The sequence below is a fragment of the Azospirillum sp. A23 genome (assembly GCF_042938965.1).
In the GTDB taxonomy this organism is placed as follows: Bacteria; Pseudomonadota; Alphaproteobacteria; order Azospirillales; family Azospirillaceae; genus Azospirillum; species Azospirillum melinis.
This window is the reverse complement of the sequence record NZ_CP170667.1, coordinates 1,560,973-1,579,472: the sequence shown is the minus strand read 5'-3', so window position 1 is coordinate 1,579,472 and position 18,500 is coordinate 1,560,973. Positions and strand designations below refer to the sequence as shown.

Here is an 18,500-nt window from a genome sequence, read left to right as displayed (position 1 = left end):
CCGATCTGATGGAGTCTGTTTGGTTGGCGTGCAACCGTCTGCGCATGAAAAAGGCCGCCCCATGGGGCGGCCTTTTCATTGAGCGTGGTGACGTGGATCACCCGCGCGCGGTGGTGCGCAGGGTCTCCTCGGCGGCGCGGATCAGCGCCATCGACTTGTTGACGGTCTCCTGATACTCGGCTTCCGGGTCGCTGTCGGCGACGACGCCGCCGCCGGCCTGGACATACATCATGCCGTCCTTCAGCACGGCGGTGCGCAGCGCGATGCAGGTGTCCATGGCGCCCGACGCACCGAAATAGCCGACGCAGCCGGCATAGACGCCGCGGCGGGCCTTCTCCAGCTCGTCGATGATCTCCATGGCGCGGACCTTCGGCGCGCCGGACACCGTGCCGGCGGGGAAGCCGGCGACCAGCGCGTCGAGCGCGTCGAACTTCGGATCGAGTTCGCCCTCGACGTTGGAGACGATGTGCATGACGTGGCTGTAAAGCTCCACGATCATCTTGGCCGTCACCTTGACCGTGCCGACCTTCGCCACCCGGCCGACGTCGTTGCGGCCGAGGTCGAGCAGCATCAGGTGCTCGGCCAGTTCCTTCGGATCGCTCAGCAGGTCGGCGGCCAGCGCCTCGTCCTCCGCCGTGGTGGCGCCGCGCTTGCGGGTGCCGGCGATGGGTCGGACGGTGACCTTGCCGTCGCGCACGCGCACCAGGATTTCCGGGCTGGAGCCGACGACGGTCAGGTCGCCGAAATCGCAGTGGAACAGGAAGGGCGACGGGTTCAGCCGGCGCAGCGTGCGGTACAGCGCCAGCGGCGACGGCTTGAAGGGGAAGCGGATGCGTTGGGACGGCACGACCTGGAAGATGTCGCCGGCCCGGATGTACTCCTTCGCCTTCTCCACGATCGCGTGATACTCCTCGCGCGTCGTGTTGGAGGTCCAGGCCAGCGGCAGGCCGTCCTCCGCCCGCGGCTCCCGCCGGTAGGGCAGGGGGCGTTCCAGATCGGCCAGCGCGTCGGTCAGCCGTTCCCGCGCGTCAGCATAGGCGGTGGCGGCGTCCTTGCCGGCCTTCGGCCAGACCGGCGTCACCAGCGTGATCGAATCGGTGTGGCTGTCGAAGATGGCGACGATGCTGGGCCGGGTCAGGATGGCGTCCGGGATGTTCAGCTCGTCCGGATTGTTGTCCGGCAGCCGCTCCATCAGGCGGACCATGTCGTAGGTCATGTAGCCGAACAGCCCGGCGGCCATCGGCGGCAGCGCTTCCGGCAGGTCGATCCGGCTCTCGTTGATCAGGGCGCGCAGCTCGTCCAGCGGGGCCTTGTCGAGCGGCTTGAAGGCGTCGCGGTCGTGCAGCGCGTCGCGGTTGATCTCCGCCCGGTTGCCGCGTGACCGCCACACCACGTCCGGCTTGAAGCCGATCACCGAATAGCGGTCGCGCCGCGACCCCGCCCCGCGCTCCGCCGACTCCAGCAGGAAGCCGAAGGGACGGCCGTCCGCCAGCTTCATATAGGCGGAGACCGGGGTCTCCAGATCGCTGACCAGCGTGGTCCACACCACCTGCGGCCGACCGGCGGCGTAAGCGGCATCGAAGGTGGTGATATCGGGCTGGACCTTCACGGCACGAGACCTCTTGGATTGCTGTCGGCTGCGCCGAAGCCTCAGTTGCTGGCGAAGAACTGGTCGATGCGCTGGCGATGGATGCGGACCGGATACTTGTCGCGCAGCGCGTTGGTGAACTCCGCCACCAGATCGCTCTCCATCCCCTGCTCGACCGCGGCGCGGACCGGCGCCAGATCGGCGTCGGCGGCCTTCGGATCGGCCGGGATGATCTCCTTCAGGCGGGTGACCACCTGGGCATCGGCGGTGTTGCCGGTGACGACCTCGTTCGGCTTGGCGCCGAACAGCTTGGCGACCAGCTCCGCCGGCAGGCCCTGGACCGCCTGCGCGTCGCGGGTGAAGGGGCTGGTCATGGCGAAGGTGGCGCCGGCCTGGGTGGCGACATCCTGGGCCGCGGCCTCCGCACCCTGCTTCAGCCGGGCGGCGATCTCTTCCGCCTTCTTGGCGGCGCGCTCGGCGCGCTGTTCCTGCTGCCAGTCGGCGATGACCTGCTCGCGCACGTCGGCCAGCGGACGGACGGCGGCGGGGATCACGCTGTCGACCCGGACGGCGGTGAAGTTGCTTCCCTCGCCCTCGGTCAGGTTGGTGGAGGCGCCGGTCTTCAGCTGGAAGGCGTTCGGCAGCAGGGCCTTCAGGCCGGGCAGGTCCGGGGCGGCGTCCTTGCCGTCCGGGGCCTTGCCGGTGCTGTCGATGGCGGCGACCTTGCTCAGCACCAGACCCTGGGCCTGGGCGACCTCGTCGAGCGACGCGCCGCTGGCCAGCTGGTCCTCGACCCGGTTGGCGATGGAGAAGACGGAATCGAGCGCCTGCTCCTTCTTCAGCTCGGCCGCCAGCTGGTCCCGCACATCCTCGAAGCTCTTGGTCGAGGACGGGGTGACGCCGGTGATGGCCATGACATGCCAGCCGAGCGCGCTCCTGATCGGATCGGAGGGCTTGCCCGGCTCCAGCGCGAAGGCGGCGTCGCCGATCTCCGGCAGGTCGGCCTTGGCGATGTTGTCCAGGGTCACCGGCTCGACGCCGGCGTCCTTGGCGGCCTCGGCCAGACCCTTGGCCTTGGCGGCGTCGGCGATCAGCCTGGCCTTCGCCTCGTCGTCGGTCACCACCATCTGGACCGAGCGCTTTTCCGGGGCGCCGAACTCGTTCGCGCGCTCCTCATACGCCTTGCGCAGCTGGGCGTCGTCGATCTTGATGTCCTTTGCCAGCGCGTCGGGCGACAGGCGGGCGACCGTGAGGGCGCGGTATTCCGGGGCGGTGAAGCGGACCTGATGGTCGTCGTAGGCCTGCTTGATCGTCGCGTCGTCGGGCACGCCGACATCGCCGATGGAGGCGTTGGGCAGGGTCACCACCTCCGCCACGCGCTTTTCGCCGCGATAGCGGTAGAGGTCCTGCACCAGCGGCTGCGGCGGGGTCAGGCCGGCCGACACCGCGCCGGCCATCAGCTGGCGCGCCGTCTCGCGCTGGATCATCGCGACATAGCCGTCTTCGGTCAGCTGGTTGTTGCGCAGCACCGACCGGAAGATGTTGGGGTCGAACTGGCCCTGCTGGTTGCGGAAGGCCGGCTCGTCGGCGATGCGCAGGCGGACCACCTCCGGCCCGACGGCGATGCCCATGTCGGCGGCGGCGAGGTCGAACAGCGTGCGCTGGATCAGCGATTGCAGCGACTGTTCCAGAAGGCCGAAGCGCTTGGCCTGCTCGGCGGTCAGGTTGCCGCCCAGCATCGGGCGCAGCCGCTCCATCTGCCGGCGGAATTCCTGGTCCAGCGCCTGCTGCCCGATCTCCACCTTGCCGACCTCGGCGACGGTGGTGGGCGTGGTGGAGCGGAACACGTCGCCGATCCCCCAGATGCCGAAGCTGAGGATCAACAGCACGAACAGGATCTTGACGACCCAGGAGCCGGCGAAATTGCGGATGAACTGGAGCATGGGACCCGAATCTAAGCGCGTCGTTCGGCCATCCGGCCGGGGCGGCGCATCATAGATAGGGGAGGGAGGGGCGGCAACAGCCCATTTCCGGGTCGGGTATCTCCGCCGGTGCCCTGCCGGCCGAAGCTCCGTTCAAACGAAAGCCCCGGCCCTGCACGGATGCGGGGCCGGGGCGTTCGATGGTCTTGCCGACTCAACAATCCCTTACAGGTGCAGGGATCGCTTGGGCGATCACTTCAGCGTGTCGCGCACCGCATCCTTGGCGCCGCCGACGGTGTTCTGAACCTTGCCGGCCGCCTTCTCGCCACGGCCCTCGGCTTCGGTCTTGGTGTCGCCGGTCAGCTTGCCGGCGGCTTCCTTGATGGCACCCTTGATGGAACGGGCAGCGCCCTCGATGCGATCCTTGTCCATGGTGGCAACCTCATCTGTGTTGGTTATGCCTGGACAACGGAACGGAAGGCAAAAGGGTCCATTAAAAATAATACACGAAAGGCGAGCGGCCCACCCCCCAAGCTCATGCCCGGCTCACGCCCGGCGCGGCCCGTCACGCCCGGCGTGGCCCATCGATTCCGCGGCCGGACGACCGCGCCGGCACGCCGCCATCGCCAGGCAGGTCGCGGCGCATCGGCCCGGCGCTGTGACGGCGCAGGGCTGCCAGCTGGAGGGCGTGATGGGTGATCTGGTTGCGGAAATCGCGGTCGATCCGACTGAAGGCGCTGAAGGCCAGCTTCACCGCCGCCGGGGATCGGGTGTGCAGGGCATCGTTCAGGGAATCGCGCAGGGTGCGCAGTTCGAGGATACCGGGAACGAAGGCCATTTCGACCGCCTCCGCCAGGATCTCGACGGAACACAGCGTGGCTTCGTCATCGAGCGTCAGGCGCACTCCGCGTTCCCCCCCCCCCGGCCGTGGTCAGGAACCGAGCAGATCCAGCACCGCCGGCAGGCAGCGGCTGCGGGACAGGCACTCTTCGCAACAGCCCGCCATCGGACGCGGGTCCGGACAATGCCGGTTCCGCAACGCCTCCAGCCCCTGGACCAGGACGCGCTTCTTCGACTCCGAAATCACGTCGGTGGCCCGGATCGTTTCGATGGCATCCCGCATCGGGTCGGTAGCGTCTATGAGCATCATAGTATGCCTCCTGCCCAGCGAATTTATGCCGCACCCCCAGCCAAGTCCATGAATGTACTGTAATATTAGAGCAGCAAATTGAAACGAGCTGTGGCGCGTTGAAATGGCGCGCGCCGTATTGACGCCGGAAGACCCGCCCGTCAGCATCCTGCCGACTGACGCAGGGGGAAGGTGGAAGGGCGGATGGATCGGGCACAGGGCGCGACGCTGGCGCTGTACGGCGCGGCGGCGCTGGCTGAGATTGCCGGCTGCTTCGCCTTCTGGGCCTGGATAAGGCTGGACCGCAGCGCGTGGCTGGCCGTGCCGGGCGTGGCCAGCCTGTGCCTGTTCGCCTGGCTGCTGACGCGGGCCGACGCCGAATTCGCCGGGCGGGCCTATGCCGCCTACGGCGGCGTCTACATCGCGGCGTCGCTGCTGTGGCTGTGGCTGTTCGAGGGCGCGCGGCCGGACCGCTGGGACGCGGCCGGCGCGCTGATCTGTCTGGCCGGTGCGGCGCTTATTCTGGCCGGGCCGCGCGGGGGCTGAGCGCCGACGCCGGTTGGCTGACCCAAGGGTGCAGGGCAGGGCCGTTGACCAGCACCAGCCGGCCGTCATCCACCCGCAGATAGGCCCCGACGCGCACCCGGCGACGCAGGATGTCGTCGTTAAGCATGATCTGCGCATCGGCCAGGGACAGCGGGGTGCCCTGGTAATATGCACGGCCGTCGGAGTGTCGGATCTGGCTGAATGCGTTGGTCATGACGGAATGCTCCCAATCGTTTTTTCTCGAACCGCGGACCGTTGGCGGACCCGACGTGACGACGCCAGCCGACCCCGGGGGTCGGTTGTTGCGGCCATTGTCAGGAAAAACGCCTGGGACCTGCGGTTTATTCCTCCATCAGGCACAAAGAGACGGGACTGGTTGGAAAAATGCCGGGATGGTTCCCGGATCGCCGGTGTCGGCGAATAGCGTCGGCGAATATCTTGGGGCGTATACCGCCGAAGGTCCAGCACGCCGGACCCAATGCCCCCGAATTGTCGCAGACCACACGCGCGAAAGCTGTAGTGGTGCGGCGGACGGTGCCGGCCTATCTGCGAAACCGCGGCCCGCATTGAACCATGTCAATCGTACTTCGGCCTCTAACCGTTAGAGTGCAAAAGCATCACGGCGACAGGGTTGCGGAAATGCCCTGCATTTACGCGTCCGCTTGGCGTTGGAAAAGATGCCGGACGGGGTCATAATACCACCGTCGGGTATCCGAATTCGGTCAGCCGGGATCCCGGCGGTGCATCACGAGGTCCGTCTTTCGGGCCGGACAGAAGAAACGGATCGCTTCGTGGACCTACAACCGGCGGATCAGATGAATGGTTCCGAGTGCAGCGGGTCCGGCGCGGCGGATGCCGCCGGGATGCCGCGCGATCCGGCCTTTCTGGCCTCGCTGGCCGCCAGCCTGCTCGACGATGGCGGGATGGCGGGCGGGATGGCGCTGGTCTATCTGGACCGCGACCGCGTGTGCCGGCATGCCGACCGCCATTTCGCCGCGGCGCTCGACCGCTCGCCGGCGGAACTGGTCGGCCGGCCGCTCGCCGCCATCGATCATCCCGTGACCGTGGCGCTGGGGGCCGCCATCGCCGCCATCACCTCCCTGGGCCAGTCCCAGGCGCACGGCTCCGCCCCGGTCGATTGCCCGACGGTCGGCTGCGACGGCCGCCGTTCGATTCTCAGCGGCAGCGTAACCGCCCATCGCGACGGCGCAGGCACGATCCTCGGCTATCTCGGCACCTTTCACCAGACCGGCGATCCCGACCGCATCGCCGAGTTCGTGACCTGCCGCGACGCCTTCGTCGCCACCCTGCTGGACGCCGCGGTGGACGGCATCATCGTGTCCGACCGCAGCGGCACCATCCGCTCGATCAACCGCGCCTGCTGCCGCCTGTTCGGCTATGAGGACAGCGAACTGGTCGGGCGCAGCATGACCGTCCTGATGCCGCCTCCCTTCTCCCGCGACCACACCCGCTATGTCGACACCTACATGCGGACCGAGCGGGCCAAGATCATCGGCATCGGCCGCGACACGCTGGGCCAGCGCAAGGACGGCACGGTGTTCCCCATCCATCTCAGCGTCGGCGAGGCGCGGATGGGCGACGACGTCACCTTCGTCGGCATCATCCGCGACATTTCCGACCGTCTGGCGGCGGAGCAGCGCGCCTCCTACCTTGCGCGGCACGACCCGCTGACCGGCGTTCTGACCCGCACCGCCTTTTTGGAGGAGTGCGAGGCGCTGTTCGCCGGCCACCGCGCCGACGGGCCGGAGGGCAGCGGCAGTGGCGGGGCAGGCGGCGGGCTGTTCGCGCTGTTCGCGCTGGACGTCGACCAGTTCAGCGACGTGAACGAAGCCTTCGGCTTCCATGTCGGCGATGCCGCGCTGAAGGCGATGGTCAGCCGGGTGACCGAGGTGCTGCCGCCCAACACCATCATCTGCCGCATCGCCGCCGACGAATTCGCAGCGCTGTCACGGGTGGCCGACGCCGATCAGGCGCGCACGCTGGCCGGGGTGCTGCACGACCGGCTGACCGCGTCGATCTACGCCGACCGCCATTGGGTGCGGCTGCGGCTGTCGGTCGGCGCCGCGGTGCAGGACGAGACGGTCAGCACGCTGGAGGATCTGAACGCCAAGGCCAAGCTCGCCTTGCAGGCGGTGCAGCACAATGGCGGCAATGCCATCTGCTTCTATACGCCGGAAATGGCGGCGGCGGCGACGCGGCGGATGATGCTGACCATGCATCTGACCCACGCGATCGAACGGAACGAGCTGCGCCTCGTCTACCAGCCCATCGTCGACAAGGCCGGCCGGGTCCGCTCGGCGGAGGCGCTGCTGCGCTGGGACCATCACGCGCTGGGGCCGGTCTCGCCCGGGGAGTTCATCCCGGTCGCCGAGGAAAGCGGCCTGATCGTCCCGATCACCGACTGGGTGCTGTCCACCGCCATCGCCCAGATGACGGCCTGGGAGGCGGAGGGCGTGCTGCCCGACCGCGTCTTCCTCAACATCTCGGGACAGCAGTTCCTGCGCGGCAACCTCACGCTGCGCCTGGAGGAATTGCTGGGCGAGCATCCGTCGCTGCGCAGCCATCTCGGGCTGGAGATCACCGAACAGGCGGCGGTGCGCGACCTGAAGGTGGCGGTGCGGACGCTGGGCGAGCTGGCCGATCTCGGCATCCAGGCGGCCATCGACGATTTCGGCTCCGGCTATTCCTCGCTCAGCTATGTGCAGCAGCTGCCGGTGGCGAAGCTGAAGATCGACCGCGCCTTCGTCATCGACGTGCCGGAAAATCCGAAGAGCAACGCGCTGGTCCGCGCCGCCGTCGGCATGGCGCACGGCCTTGGCCTGACCACCGTGGCGGAAGGGGTGGAGACGGCGGAACAGCGCGATTTCCTGGTGTCTGTCGGCTGCGACCTGATGCAGGGCTACCTGTTCGGCCGCCCGATGGCGCCCGAGGCGCTGGCCGACATGGTGCGCACGCAGGCCGCGCCAGCCATCGCCTGATCTCCCGGTCCGACGCCGGGACGATCAAGGGCCGAGCGATCTTGGCGTGAGCGATCCGGGCGAGGGGACGGTCATCCGCCCCTCACGGCTTTTCCGCCGGCTCCCATCCCTCCGGCGCCATCCGGAACCCGGCGAACTCGAAGGCCGGCGCCACGGTGCAGCTCACCAGCGACCAGCCGTCCGGTCCCTCGGCCAAGCTCCGCGCTGCCTGCCAGGCTCCCACCGGCATCACCGCCTGCGGCCGCTCGCCTTCGGCGATGTCCAGCCCCAGCCGGCGGCGCTCGACCGTCCCGCCATCCTGATAAATCGACAGTTCCAGCGGCGCCCCGCCGTGCCAGAGCCAGATCTCCCGCATTAGATTGGATGGCGGATTGTTCACGAACGTTGCACTTGAGCGCTGTTAACGGTGCGCGCACGATTGGAGCATCGTGAACTGTACACGGCAGCGCGGCCATGACCAGCGACGCTCATGCCTCAGGTGCCTGCGGGGAACTTTGGTTTCCGCTCCCCAGGAGTAAGAGTTCCCGGGTTTCTATCAAATTTGATCCGAGTCGTTGGGACGAGGATTACGTCACAAAAATCGGCGATTGCCTGATTCGGAGGGGATCGCACCTTTCGGCAGTCACCCTACGAGCCCGGTTCGCTGGGATTAGGCGCATGATTGCGTGGTTGGAGCAAGCGCAGTCCGACAACCTGACCTCATACCTTGCTGAGGCCACGGGATTGGAAGTGTCTTCCCTTCTAAAAATGTACTTTAGCTATTTAGAAGGTGCGCAGGGTGATGACTTAACAAAGTTCGAATATGCAAAAACAGCAGCGCAAGCCTTCCAAAGCTTGGTACTTGAAAGGCTTATTCCGGCGCATGTTACACCTAGCCTACCGGCAAGTATCGTAAGAAGCGTAAAAAATCCTCGAAAAAGGAAGGCCTTGGCTGATCTTCCGCAGCTTAACGATGAACCAGCCGTGTCAACGATCCTAGGGAAAATGGCTGAAATCGACGATTCGGCAGCTGCGGCGCGGATCCTGAGAGAGCATCTGGGAGAACAGCATTCCAATGTTGTGATGGAGGTGCGTTCTATTAATAGATCGCGTTTGATGTGCGCCAGAGATGCTTATAGCGCCGTCTTCGAGGCGAAATGGCAGGACTATGAATTAGCGTGCCGCGCGATAGTTGCCGCTGGCGGCTGGCCCGAATCGATTGAGAGGGACTAAGAGTCCGTTTGACAACCGCTTCACCGGCAAACTCGCCGAAGTAGCAGGCTCGCCATGGCGAGCTGTATCATGCCGCCAGAGACGTCGATCCGGGCTTCATAGTCTCGAACCAGACGTCTCCAGCGGGTCATCCATCCGAAGGTCCGCTCGACCACCCAGCGCCGCGGTACGACTTTGAAGCCTGGCTCTGTGTCGGTTCGCCGGACCACCTCGATGGTGAAGTCGAGGAAGGCAGCCTTGTCCATCAGCTTCTTGCGATCATAGGCGCTGTCGGCGAAGAGATGCTTCATCCACGGCCAACGCTTGCGCATCGCCTCCAGAATTTTCTGGGCTCCGGCAGAGTCGGAGATGTCAGCCTTGGTCAGGTTCACCATCAACAGGCGGCCATCGGTGTCGACCGCGATGTGCCGCTTGCGCCCATTGATTTTCTTGCCCGCGTCATAGCCACGCTCCGCGGTGGCGGCGGGAGCTTTCACCGATTGGCTGTCCACAACCCCGGCGCTCGGACTGGCCTCGCGTCCAGCCCGTTCACGGTCGATCATCAACGCCACGTCGTGGATCGTCTGAAACAGCAAGCGCCGCAGGAGATGCCGAAACCACCAATACACCGTCTGCCACGGTGGGAAGTCCTTCGGTAAAAGCCGCCAGCCACAGCCCGTCCGAGCCAAGTAGCGCAAGGCATTCAAGATTTCCCGAAGGTCCACCGACCGCGGACGGCCGGTGTTGGCCTTCTGCGGCATCAGCGGCTCTATCAGACACCATTCCTCATCGGTCAGGTCCGTCGAATACCGCTTCGCCTTCTTCTCGATCCTGGCCATTCGGCTGCGCGTCGCTTCGGTCCACATCCGAAGTTTGAATCATATCACGCCGGCACAGCCAACCCTTTTCAAACGGTCTCTAAGAGCGCCTAACAAAACGGGATTTGGGCTGTTGGGAGGGGCATGGCTGCACCTCTCGTCTCCGACGCCCTGTGGGCGCTGATTGAACCGCTGCTCCCTCCGGAGCCGCCCAAGCCGAAGGGCGGGCGACCCCGGCTGGACAACCGCGCGGCGCTGACCGGCATCCTGTTTGTACTGCGCTCCGGCATTCCCTGGGAATTGCTGCCGGTGGAGATGGGCTGCGGCTCAGGCATGACATGCTGGCGCCGGCTGCACGAATGGCACCAAGCCGGTGTCTGGGAACGCCTGCACCGTGTCCTCTTGGATCGGCTGGGCTATGCCAACGCGATCAACTGGGAGCGAGCCGCCGTGGACAGCGCCGCAGTCCCGGCAAAAAGGGGGGCGCCGGGCCGAACCCGACGGACCGTGGCAAGCCGGGTTCCAAGCGCTACATCCTCGTTGATGCCAACGGCATCCCGCTGGCCGTGAGGATTTCTCCAGCCAACCGGCATGACAGCAAGTTGTTGGAGGAAGTCGTCGATGCCGTGCCGGCGATCCGGCAATGCGCGGGTCGCCCACGACGACGCCCAACCAAGTTGCACGCTGACAAGGGCTATGATTTCGCCTTCTGCCGGCGGGCGTTGCGACGGCGGGCCATCATTCCGCGCATCGCCCGCCGCGGCATCGAGAACAGCGAGCGCCTGGGCCGACACCGTTGGGTCGTCGAGCGTACCTTGGCCTGGTTTGCCCGCTTCCGCCGCCTCGCCGTCCGTTACGAGCGGTGCGCCGACATCTTCACCGCCTTCCACCACATCGCCGCCAGCCTCATCTGCTGGCGCTTCGTCCAGAGATGGTTCTGTTAGGCGCTCTTAGCCTCGGTCGTCCGCTTGGAGGGCGGGGTGGAAACGAGACTTGTCTGCTGCTTTTCCATCGATACCGTGCATCCGGTCGCCAGGACAAAGGCGACGACGACCATTCTTCGTTTCATTGTTATCAACCTGTCGGTCAGCCGTGGGAATGTCGTTAGCGTAGGAGGGGCTCCAGGTTGGCCGCGAGACGATCCAGCAAAGAATTGCAGGTTTCCCGAACGAAGCCGCTTTTTTTATGAATAAGCTGAATTCGCTCGGTGGTCAAATACCTTAGCCGGCTGTGACACTTCCGGCGATGATCGAGGATCTAAAACGGCGTGTTGGGAAGCGGCTACGGGCTTTGAGAGAGCGCCGCGGACTCACGCAAGAGCAGTTGGCCGAAGCCGTCGACTGCAGCGTCGACACTGTTGGGAACATTGAGCGTGGTCGGACCATCGCCGCATTGGAAACACTGGACCGACTATCGCGTCATCTTGCAGTGCCAATATCGGACTTTTTCGATGATGGAATTCCGATGTCACCGACGAGAGCCGGAACGGAAGCGCAGATTCGCGATGTGCTCCGCACTCTCAATGACCGAGAAGCGGAAGCAGCATTGAGGTTAATCGAGACCCTGCTTTTGGTCCGATCGGACCAGACCAAGCGGTCTCGCTGAGCGGCATGTAGAATATAATTTTGAGCACCTAATTATCCCGTGATTTAGGGGCCGAGACGGGGACGAGTTTGCTTACGACGGGGTAAGGGTTTTACTTATAGACCGCTATCTTCGTTGCCATTTATGCCAAGAGCTGCATAGAGCGCGGTCTTTCCGACCTTGATCCGCGCAGCGACTTCACGAACCGTGAGACCTTGAGCGAGGAGCGCCTTTGCTCGGCGGAGCTTCTCCTCTGTCACCACTGGCGTGCGCCCGCCCTTCCGGCCACGAGCGACAGCAGCGACCAAACCGGCACGGGTCCGTTCCCGGATGAGATCACGCTCGAACTGGCCGAGAGCGCCGAAGATGTGAAACACCAGCCGGCCGCCGGGTGTGGTCGTGTCGATCGCTTCGGTCAGCGACCGAAAGCCGACGCCACGAGACTCCAGCATGTTCACCGTTTCGATCAGGTGCGGAAGAGATCGGCCGAGACGGTCCAGCTTCCAGACCACCAGACTGTCGCCGACCCGTGCGAAGGCGATGGCTGCCGCCAACCCAGGTCGATCAGCCTTGGCTCCGGATGCTTGATCCTGAAAGACCCGCTCGCAGCCTGCCTTGGCCAAGGCGTCGAGTTGCAGAGCCGGATCCTGATCAGCGGTCGAGACTCTGGCATAGCCGATGTTCGCCACCGCCCGCTCCGTTTGTCCGGAAACCCGTCCGACAAACTATGTGTCCGAAAAGCCGTCGTCAACGCGGGTTTCCGGACACTTTGGTGCTTGACCGTCAAACGGCGAGATACTGTTGGCGAATCATTTAAAACGAATTCGTCAGGGATCTTCCTGAAGTTCAGCCGCATACCGAGGCGTAACAGACTGGATGGCGCAGGCTGCGGGACGGAGTCAGGGAGCAACGGTTGACGCGGGTGAAGTGATTGGAAATTTCGCCATGTCGCTGCACTCCCAGCCGTCTGTCCCCTTGATCCCGGAAGAAACCGCCCGTGTCGCCCGCGCCGCCTTTCCGAGGGGAAATCCTTATCTGACACTGCGCGATGATCTCGGTCCAGCTTTCATGGACAGGGACTTCGATGACCTCTATCCCAAACGCGGCCGGCCGACCTATCCCCCCTGGCGACTGGCGCTGGTGACGCTCCTGCAGTTCCGCGAGGGGCTGAGCGACCGCCAGGCGGTCGAGGCGGTGCGGGCCCGCATCGACTGGAAATACCTGCTCGGCCTGGATCTGACCGACGCCGGCTTCGATCACAGCGTCCTGACCGAGTTCCGCGGCCGGCTGCTGATCGGAGGCGCCGAGGAACGCCTCCTGGAACGGGTTCTCGATGCCGGCCGGGCGCAGGGCCTGCTCAAGGCCCACGGGCGACAACGGACGGACTCGACCCATGTGCTCGCCGCCGTCCGGGACCTGAACCGGTTGGAACTTCTGGGCGAGACGTTGCGCGCAGCACTCAACGCCCTCGCGGCCAGGGCCCCCGCGTGGCTGCGCGGTGTGGCGCTCCCGGTCTGGTATGAACGCTACAGCCGGCGGATCGAGGACTTCCGGTTGCCAAAGACGCCGGCCGAGCGGGCGGCCCTCACCGGTGAGATCGGCGATGACGGCGTTCGGCTTCTCGCCGCGCTGGACGGCCCGGAAGCGCCACCGGGGGTGGCGGCCATGCCGGCCATCGAGGCGCTCCGGACGGTCTGGCGCCGCCATTTCGAGAAGACGCCGGATCCCGGCGATCCATCGGGGGCCGGGCGGGCACGATTGCGGCCCGTGAGCGGGCGAGGTGGCGAGGACCGGCTGGAATCCCCCTACGACACCGACGCCCGGTACCGCAGCAAGAACGGCATGGAGTGGACCGGCTACATGGTCCATCTCAGCGAGACCTGCGATGACGACGCGCCGCGCTTGATCGTGCATGCCGATACCACGGCGGCCAACGTTCACGAAGCCATGCGGACCGAGCCGATCCACGTGGCCTTGGCGGCCAAGGGGATCGCGCCCGCCCTCCATCTGGTGGATTTGGCCTACGTCAGCGCGGCCCACCTCGTGACAGCCCGGGAGATGTTCGCGATCGACCTCGTCGGTCCACCCCGGAAGAACCTGAGTTGGCAGCAGCGCCAGGGCAGCGGCTTCCGCGCCGCCGATTTCCGGATCGACTGGGAAGCGAGGCGTGTCCTCTGCCCGCGCGACAAGCAAAGCCAGAGCTGGCGCGACTACAGGGACAAGTCGGGGAGCCCCTATGTCAAGGTCCGGTTCAATCCTGCCGACTGTCGGGCCTGCGAGGCGCGCGCAGTGCACCCGAGCGACCGGTGAGACGTGGGGGCGCACTCTCAGGCTACGGCCGCGTGACGAGCACGAGGCGTTGGCGGCAGCCCGGGCGCGGAAGGAAACAGGCAGTGAACAGCCACTCTACGCCTTGCGCCAGGGCGTGGAAGGCACCTTGTCCCAAGCGGTGCGCGGCTTCGGGCTGTGCCGCGCCCGGTACAGGGGTATCGCCAAGGCCCATCTTCAGCACGTGGCCGTCGCGGCGGCCCTCAACCTCGACCGGATCGCCGCGTGGCTGCGAGGGCGGCCACTCGCACCAATCCGCCGCTCCCGCTTTGCCGCACTGGCCGCTTGACCGACTGACCTTGTCCTATTCTCGTACAATTTCTTGTTCAATTCGTTTCAAATGATTCGCCAACAGTATCCGGCGGCTTGACGGACGGTATTCGAAGTCGCGGGTGGCAATCATTCGCCAGGAGCGCCATCTGCATTGCGGCAAAAGGATCTCAGTACCCCTCCATTGGGAGTGTACAGGCGGATATGAACGAGAAATCCATTTGGCCGCGAAATGTTCAAGTGGCAAGCTTTGCCTTTCCGCGGCTCCAGCGCCAAGCACGGAGCAGCAATGGGAGTTTGGAAACTCAACCTCTTTGGCGGCTTTGACCTTAGAACGCCAGCGGGCTCGCCGATTGCCCTGACCGTCAGGAAGGCCATGGGCCTGCTGGCGTACTTGGCTCTGCGTCCGGATCGGGCGCTCTTCCGTGAAAAGCTGGCCGGCCTGTTGTGGGGGGACAGCCCAGACGCCCAGGCACGGAGCAGCTTGCGCCAGGTGATCGCCACCCTGCGCCGGACGCTCACCGACGACGGCGCGCCGGTCCTGAATGTGCAGGGCGAGCTGGTGGCGCTGGCTCCCGGCACCATCCAAACCGACGTAGCAGCGTTCGAGCGCGCAGTAGCCGAGGGAACGCCGGAGACACTGGATGAGGCCGTCGCCCTCTACCGTGGGGAATTGCTCGATGGCCTGTCATTGCAGGCGGAAGCCTTTGACGATTGGCTGATGGTGGAGCGGCAGCGCCTGCGCGAATTGGCGCTGGCCGCGCTGGGGCGGCAGCTCGACCATGCGCTGGCGGGCGGCGCCACCGAGGCCGGAGTGCGCACCGCCTTGCGCCTGTTGACGCTCGATCCGCTTCAAGAGACGGCGCATCGTGCGCTGATGCAGCTCTATGGTCGCCAGGGGCGGTACACGGTGGCGCTGAAGCAGTATCAGCTCTGCCGTGCCATGCTGGAACAGGAACTCGGCGTCCTGCCCGAGCCGGAGACCGAGCGCGTGTATCGTGCGATCCGCGAGCGCCGTAACGCCCGTGCCCGGCAGGAGCATGCAAGTCCAGTAGTTCCAGGTCCGGCAGTGCCGTTGCCGATGGAGGCGCCGCCAGATGCTCCCCCACTGTCCGGAGCGCTTGGCCGCGGGATGCGGCACGGGACGATCCTCTGCGTGTCCCTGGCCGGAATGGAGCAGGCTGGCGCGACGCTCGATCCGGAGGAGGCGCACGCCTTCGCCAGCAGCCTGTTCGACCGCATCGGCGGCATCGTCGCCGATTATGGCGGCGAGACGCTGCGGCACGTGGGGGATGTCGCCCTGGCCGCCTTCGGCATGCGGCGAGCCTTCGGCGACGAGCCATGGCGCGCGGTGCGCGCCGCCATGGAGATCCACGCCAAGCTTGGGGGTATGGCTGGAACACACATGGTGACGGTGCGGGCAGGGGTCGCCTGCGGCATGGTGGTGGTGGACGGCGCGGGCGGGCACAGCGTCACCGGACGGGCCATGCACGACGCGCCCCGTCTCGCCGCACAGGCCGCGCCGGGCAAGACGCTGGTGTGCGACGGGGTGCGCGGTGCATTGGACGGACGGATCGCTGTGGCGCCGCGCGCGCCGTCCGATGACGGGCGGGACGCCTGGCTGCTGACCGGCCTGCACAGCGTGGATGTGGAGCTTCCGCAGCGTCCACTGATCGGGCGTCAGGCGGAACTGCGCCAATTCGGCGCGGCGCTCGCCGCTTGCCGGGAAACCGGTGGCGGCACCACGATCCACCTGCGCGGTGAGCCGGGGATCGGCAAGAGCCGTCTGATCGAGGAGTTCAAAAGCATCGCGGCGGCGCAGGGCGTGCGCTGCGCCGCCGGAGCGGTGATCGGTGTCGGTGTCGGCCGCGGCCAGGACGCGTTGCGGTCGCTGATGCGCAGCCTCGCCTCGCCGCCGAACGACCTCGACCGGCTGATCGCCGAAGGGCGCCTGCCGGAGAGCGCGCTGGTCCATCTTCTCCCGCTGATCGACCGGCCGCAGCCACCGGACCTGCGCCGGATGTACGAGGCCCTGGACCACCCCGCGCGTGACCGTGGCCGGCGCGCCGCCATGGGCGACCTCGTACGGGTGCGCAGCGCCGGGCAACTCGTGCTTCTGGTGGTGGAGGACGTCCACTGGGCGGACGCGCAGACGCTGTCCTATCTGGCGATGCTGGCGGGGGTCGTTGCCGATTGTCCGGCCGTGCTGACGCTGTCGACACGGGCCCAGGGGGATCCGCTGGGCGCGGAGTGGCGCGCCCAGGTCGCCGGCGGGCCGGTGCTGACGCTCGATCTGGCACCGTTGCGCCGGAACGAGGCGCTGAAGCTTGCGGCGCTCTACGCCGACCCTTGCGATCCGCATACCGAGAGATGCGTGCAGCGGGCCGGCGGAAACCCGCTGTTCCTGGAACAGCTGCTGCACAGCCGGGACAACTCCGCGGCCGTGCCCGGAACCATCCACGGCATCGTGCTCGCCCGCACCGACGCGCTGGCCCCGCGCGATCGGCAGGCGTTGCAGGCGGCGTCCGTCCTCGGTGCGCACTTCGCGCCGGACACCCTGCGGCACCTGATCGACGACCCCGATTACAGCTGTGCGTCGTTGATCGAACAGGCGCTGCTCCGCCCCGATGGGGAGTCGTTTCAGTTCGCCCACGCCCTGGTGCAGGAAGCGGTGTACGGGGCACTGCTCCGCTCACAGCGCACCGACTTGCACAGGCGTGCCGCGCTCTGGTACGCGGAACGCGATCCGGTGTCGTACGCCGAGCATCTGGACCGGGCCGAGGACCCGGCCGCCGCCACGGCCTACTGCCAGGCGGCCGAGTCCTGCGTTGCCAATTTCCGCTTCGAGCGGGCTATGGCGCTGACGGAGCGCGGGCTGGGGTTGGCCGCCACGCCGCAGGAACACTTCGCGCTCGCCTGCCTGCAAGCCGAGGTTCTGGATTGCCTTGGCGAGGTGCTCCGGGCGTCGGAGGCCTTCGCCGCAGCCCGTTCGCTGGCCACCGGCGACGCCGAACGCTCCCGCGCCTGTCTTGGACTGGCGACGGCCAAGCGGGTGAGCGACGATCTGGACGGCGCCATGTCGGCGCTGGCCGAGGCGGAGGAGGCGGCGGTGCGTGCCGGGCTTCCGGCCTATCGGGCGCGCATCCATAACATGCGCGGCAATCTGTGCTTTCCCCGTGGTGACCTGGAGGGGTGCCTGCGTGAGCATCAGGCGGCGCTGGATTGGGCAAGGCAGTCGGGCGACGCGGAACTGGAGACGGCAGCGTTGGGCGGGCTCGGCGACGCGCATTATGCCCACGGCCGCATGGCGACGGCGCACGAGCACTTCACCCGCTGCGTTGCCCTGGCGCGTCAGCAGGGTCTGCGGCGGGTCGAGGTGTCGAACCTCTACATGGTCGCGATCACGCGCCTTTACCTCAACGACCTGCACGGTGCCGTCGAGGATGCCCGTACGGGAGCGCGCGCGGCGCAGGCCATCGGCCACCGCCGGGCCGAGCTGCTGTCGCACATCTGCACTTACGAGATTCTCTTCGAACTGGGGGAGGTGGGCGCCGGACGTGACCATCTGGCCCGGGCGTGGGCCTTGACGCAACAACTTGGCGCGCGGCGGTTCGAGGCCGAGCACCTGCTGTACGAAGCGAGGCTGGAACGCGCCGCCGGCAATCCGGGAGCGGCCTGCCCCCTGCTGAATCGCGCTCTTGAGATGGCCCACGAAACCGGGCCGGGTTACATCGGGCCGTCCATCCTGGCGGAGTTGGCATTGTGCGGCGACGACCCGGCGGCCCAGCGTGCGGCACTCGCCGAGGGGGAGGGGTTGCTGGCCTGCGGCAGCGTCGGTCACAACCACCTGCAGTTCTACCGCGAAGCCATCGACACCGCGTTGGACCTTGCGGATTGGGCACTGGCGGATCGCTATGCCGACGCATTGGAGGAGTATGGGAGCAACGGGCGAATGCCCTGGTGCACGCTGTTCGCGGCGCGCGGCCGGGCGCTCGCCGCCTGGGGGATTGGCCGGCGCGACGCGGAGGCCCGCGCGGCACTCCTCCGCGTGCTGGAGGAATGCCGGCGCCTCGGCTACGTTCCGCCCGTCGGGCGGCTGGAGGCGGCATTGCGCGGTTAGGCCCG

At 66.6% G+C, this 18,500-nt stretch carries 14 protein-coding genes and 2 pseudogenes; 7 read left to right on the top strand and 9 right to left on the bottom strand.

All coding sequences use genetic code 11. The features are described 5' to 3' along the window. Positions 1–97: 97 nt before the first annotated feature. From trpE to ABNQ40_RS24810, 5 genes are all read right to left on the bottom strand, one after another. Positions 98–1,609, bottom strand: a complete 1,512-nt coding sequence (trpE, locus tag ABNQ40_RS24830; RefSeq protein WP_109051106.1) for an anthranilate synthase component I — start codon at positions 1,607–1,609, stop codon at positions 98–100. Positions 1,610–1,650: 41 nt separating this feature from the next. Next, positions 1,651–3,531 (bottom strand): peptidylprolyl isomerase, encoded by a 1,881-nt coding sequence (locus tag ABNQ40_RS24825; RefSeq protein WP_109051107.1) that lies wholly within the window; start codon positions 3,529–3,531, stop codon positions 1,651–1,653. Between the two features lie 231 nt (positions 3,532–3,762). Continuing rightward, complete coding sequence (locus ABNQ40_RS24820; protein WP_109051108.1) at positions 3,763–3,942, bottom strand: CsbD family protein; 180 nt, start codon at positions 3,940–3,942, stop codon at positions 3,763–3,765. Positions 3,943–4,075: 133 nt separating this feature from the next. Next, the gene (locus ABNQ40_RS24815) at positions 4,076–4,414 is read right to left on the bottom strand and encodes a hypothetical protein (RefSeq protein ID WP_109051109.1); all 339 of its coding nucleotides are present in this window, start codon (positions 4,412–4,414) and stop codon (positions 4,076–4,078) included. 27 nt (positions 4,415–4,441) lie between these two features. Beyond that, positions 4,442–4,660, bottom strand: a complete 219-nt coding sequence (locus ABNQ40_RS24810; RefSeq protein ID WP_146255511.1) for a hypothetical protein — start codon at positions 4,658–4,660, stop codon at positions 4,442–4,444. A 183-nt stretch (positions 4,661–4,843) separates the two neighbouring features. Between ABNQ40_RS24810 and ABNQ40_RS24805 the strand changes: the two genes are divergently transcribed. Beyond that, positions 4,844–5,185: a YnfA family protein gene (locus ABNQ40_RS24805; protein ID WP_109051111.1), complete on the top strand. Its 342-nt coding sequence runs from the start codon at positions 4,844–4,846 to the stop codon at positions 5,183–5,185. Here ABNQ40_RS24805 and ABNQ40_RS24800 read toward each other — a convergent pair. Continuing rightward, complete coding sequence (locus ABNQ40_RS24800) at positions 5,157–5,399, bottom strand: hypothetical protein (protein WP_109051112.1); 243 nt, start codon at positions 5,397–5,399, stop codon at positions 5,157–5,159. The two genes, ABNQ40_RS24805 and ABNQ40_RS24800, sit on opposite strands and share 29 nt — an antisense overlap. 601 nt (positions 5,400–6,000) lie before the next feature. Between ABNQ40_RS24800 and ABNQ40_RS24795 the strand changes: the two genes are divergently transcribed. Continuing rightward, positions 6,001–8,184, top strand: coding sequence for a bifunctional diguanylate cyclase/phosphodiesterase (locus ABNQ40_RS24795; protein WP_109051113.1), 2,184 nt, complete (start codon positions 6,001–6,003; stop codon positions 8,182–8,184). Between the two features lie 82 nt (positions 8,185–8,266). On the opposite strand, the gene ABNQ40_RS24790 is transcribed toward ABNQ40_RS24795, so the two are convergent. Further along, on the bottom strand, positions 8,267–8,563 hold the full coding sequence (locus ABNQ40_RS24790; protein ID WP_247879948.1) for a cupin domain-containing protein: 297 nt from the start codon (positions 8,561–8,563) through the stop codon (positions 8,267–8,269). Positions 8,564–8,841: 278 nt separating this feature from the next. Here ABNQ40_RS24790 and ABNQ40_RS24785 point away from each other — a divergent pair, with 278 nt between their 5' ends. After that, the gene (locus ABNQ40_RS24785) at positions 8,842–9,396 is read left to right on the top strand and encodes a hypothetical protein (RefSeq protein ID WP_146255512.1); all 555 of its coding nucleotides are present in this window, start codon (positions 8,842–8,844) and stop codon (positions 9,394–9,396) included. 20 nt (positions 9,397–9,416) lie between these two features. Here the strand turns inward: ABNQ40_RS24785 and ABNQ40_RS24780 are convergent, their stop codons facing one another. Then, the gene (locus tag ABNQ40_RS24780; protein ID WP_391347618.1) at positions 9,417–10,241 is read right to left on the bottom strand and encodes an IS5 family transposase; all 825 of its coding nucleotides are present in this window, start codon (positions 10,239–10,241) and stop codon (positions 9,417–9,419) included. A gap of 96 nt (positions 10,242–10,337) precedes the next feature. Between ABNQ40_RS24780 and ABNQ40_RS24775 the strand changes: the two are divergent. Together ABNQ40_RS24775 and ABNQ40_RS24770 are read left to right on the top strand one after the other, a co-directional pair. After that, a pseudogene (locus tag ABNQ40_RS24775) lies at positions 10,338–11,137 on the top strand (IS5 family transposase). Between the two features lie 301 nt (positions 11,138–11,438). Further along, positions 11,439–11,798, top strand: a complete 360-nt coding sequence (locus ABNQ40_RS24770) for a helix-turn-helix transcriptional regulator (protein WP_109049267.1) — start codon at positions 11,439–11,441, stop codon at positions 11,796–11,798. 95 nt (positions 11,799–11,893) lie between these two features. On the opposite strand, the gene ABNQ40_RS24765 is transcribed toward ABNQ40_RS24770, so the two are convergent. After that, the gene (locus ABNQ40_RS24765; RefSeq protein WP_109049266.1) at positions 11,894–12,466 is read right to left on the bottom strand and encodes a recombinase family protein; all 573 of its coding nucleotides are present in this window, start codon (positions 12,464–12,466) and stop codon (positions 11,894–11,896) included. Between the two features lie 256 nt (positions 12,467–12,722). Between ABNQ40_RS24765 and ABNQ40_RS24760 the strand changes: the two are divergent. Then, positions 12,723–14,394, top strand: a pseudogene (locus ABNQ40_RS24760) (IS1182 family transposase). Between the two features lie 213 nt (positions 14,395–14,607). After that, on the top strand, positions 14,608–18,495 hold the full coding sequence (locus ABNQ40_RS24755; RefSeq protein ID WP_109049265.1) for a BTAD domain-containing putative transcriptional regulator: 3,888 nt from the start codon (positions 14,608–14,610) through the stop codon (positions 18,493–18,495). Positions 18,496–18,500: the final 5 nt, after the last annotated feature.

Coding starts and splice junctions, on each gene's coding strand:
- ABNQ40_RS24820 (WP_109051108.1), bottom strand. CDS start 3,942: ATGGACAAGGATCGCATCGAGGGCGCTGCCCGTTCCATCAAGGGTGCC.
- ABNQ40_RS24785 (WP_146255512.1), top strand. CDS start 8,842: ATGATTGCGTGGTTGGAGCAAGCGCAGTCCGACAACCTGACCTCATAC.
- ABNQ40_RS24805 (WP_109051111.1), top strand. CDS start 4,844: ATGGATCGGGCACAGGGCGCGACGCTGGCGCTGTACGGCGCGGCGGCG.
- ABNQ40_RS24770 (WP_109049267.1), top strand. CDS start 11,439: ATGATCGAGGATCTAAAACGGCGTGTTGGGAAGCGGCTACGGGCTTTG.
- ABNQ40_RS24800 (WP_109051112.1), bottom strand. CDS start 5,399: ATGACCAACGCATTCAGCCAGATCCGACACTCCGACGGCCGTGCATAT.
- ABNQ40_RS24780 (WP_391347618.1), bottom strand. CDS start 10,241: ATGTGGACCGAAGCGACGCGCAGCCGAATGGCCAGGATCGAGAAGAAG.
- ABNQ40_RS24810 (WP_146255511.1), bottom strand. CDS start 4,660: ATGATGCTCATAGACGCTACCGACCCGATGCGGGATGCCATCGAAACG.
- ABNQ40_RS24825 (WP_109051107.1), bottom strand. CDS start 3,531: ATGCTCCAGTTCATCCGCAATTTCGCCGGCTCCTGGGTCGTCAAGATC.
- ABNQ40_RS24795 (WP_109051113.1), top strand. CDS start 6,001: ATGAATGGTTCCGAGTGCAGCGGGTCCGGCGCGGCGGATGCCGCCGGG.
- ABNQ40_RS24755 (WP_109049265.1), top strand. CDS start 14,608: ATGTTCAAGTGGCAAGCTTTGCCTTTCCGCGGCTCCAGCGCCAAGCAC.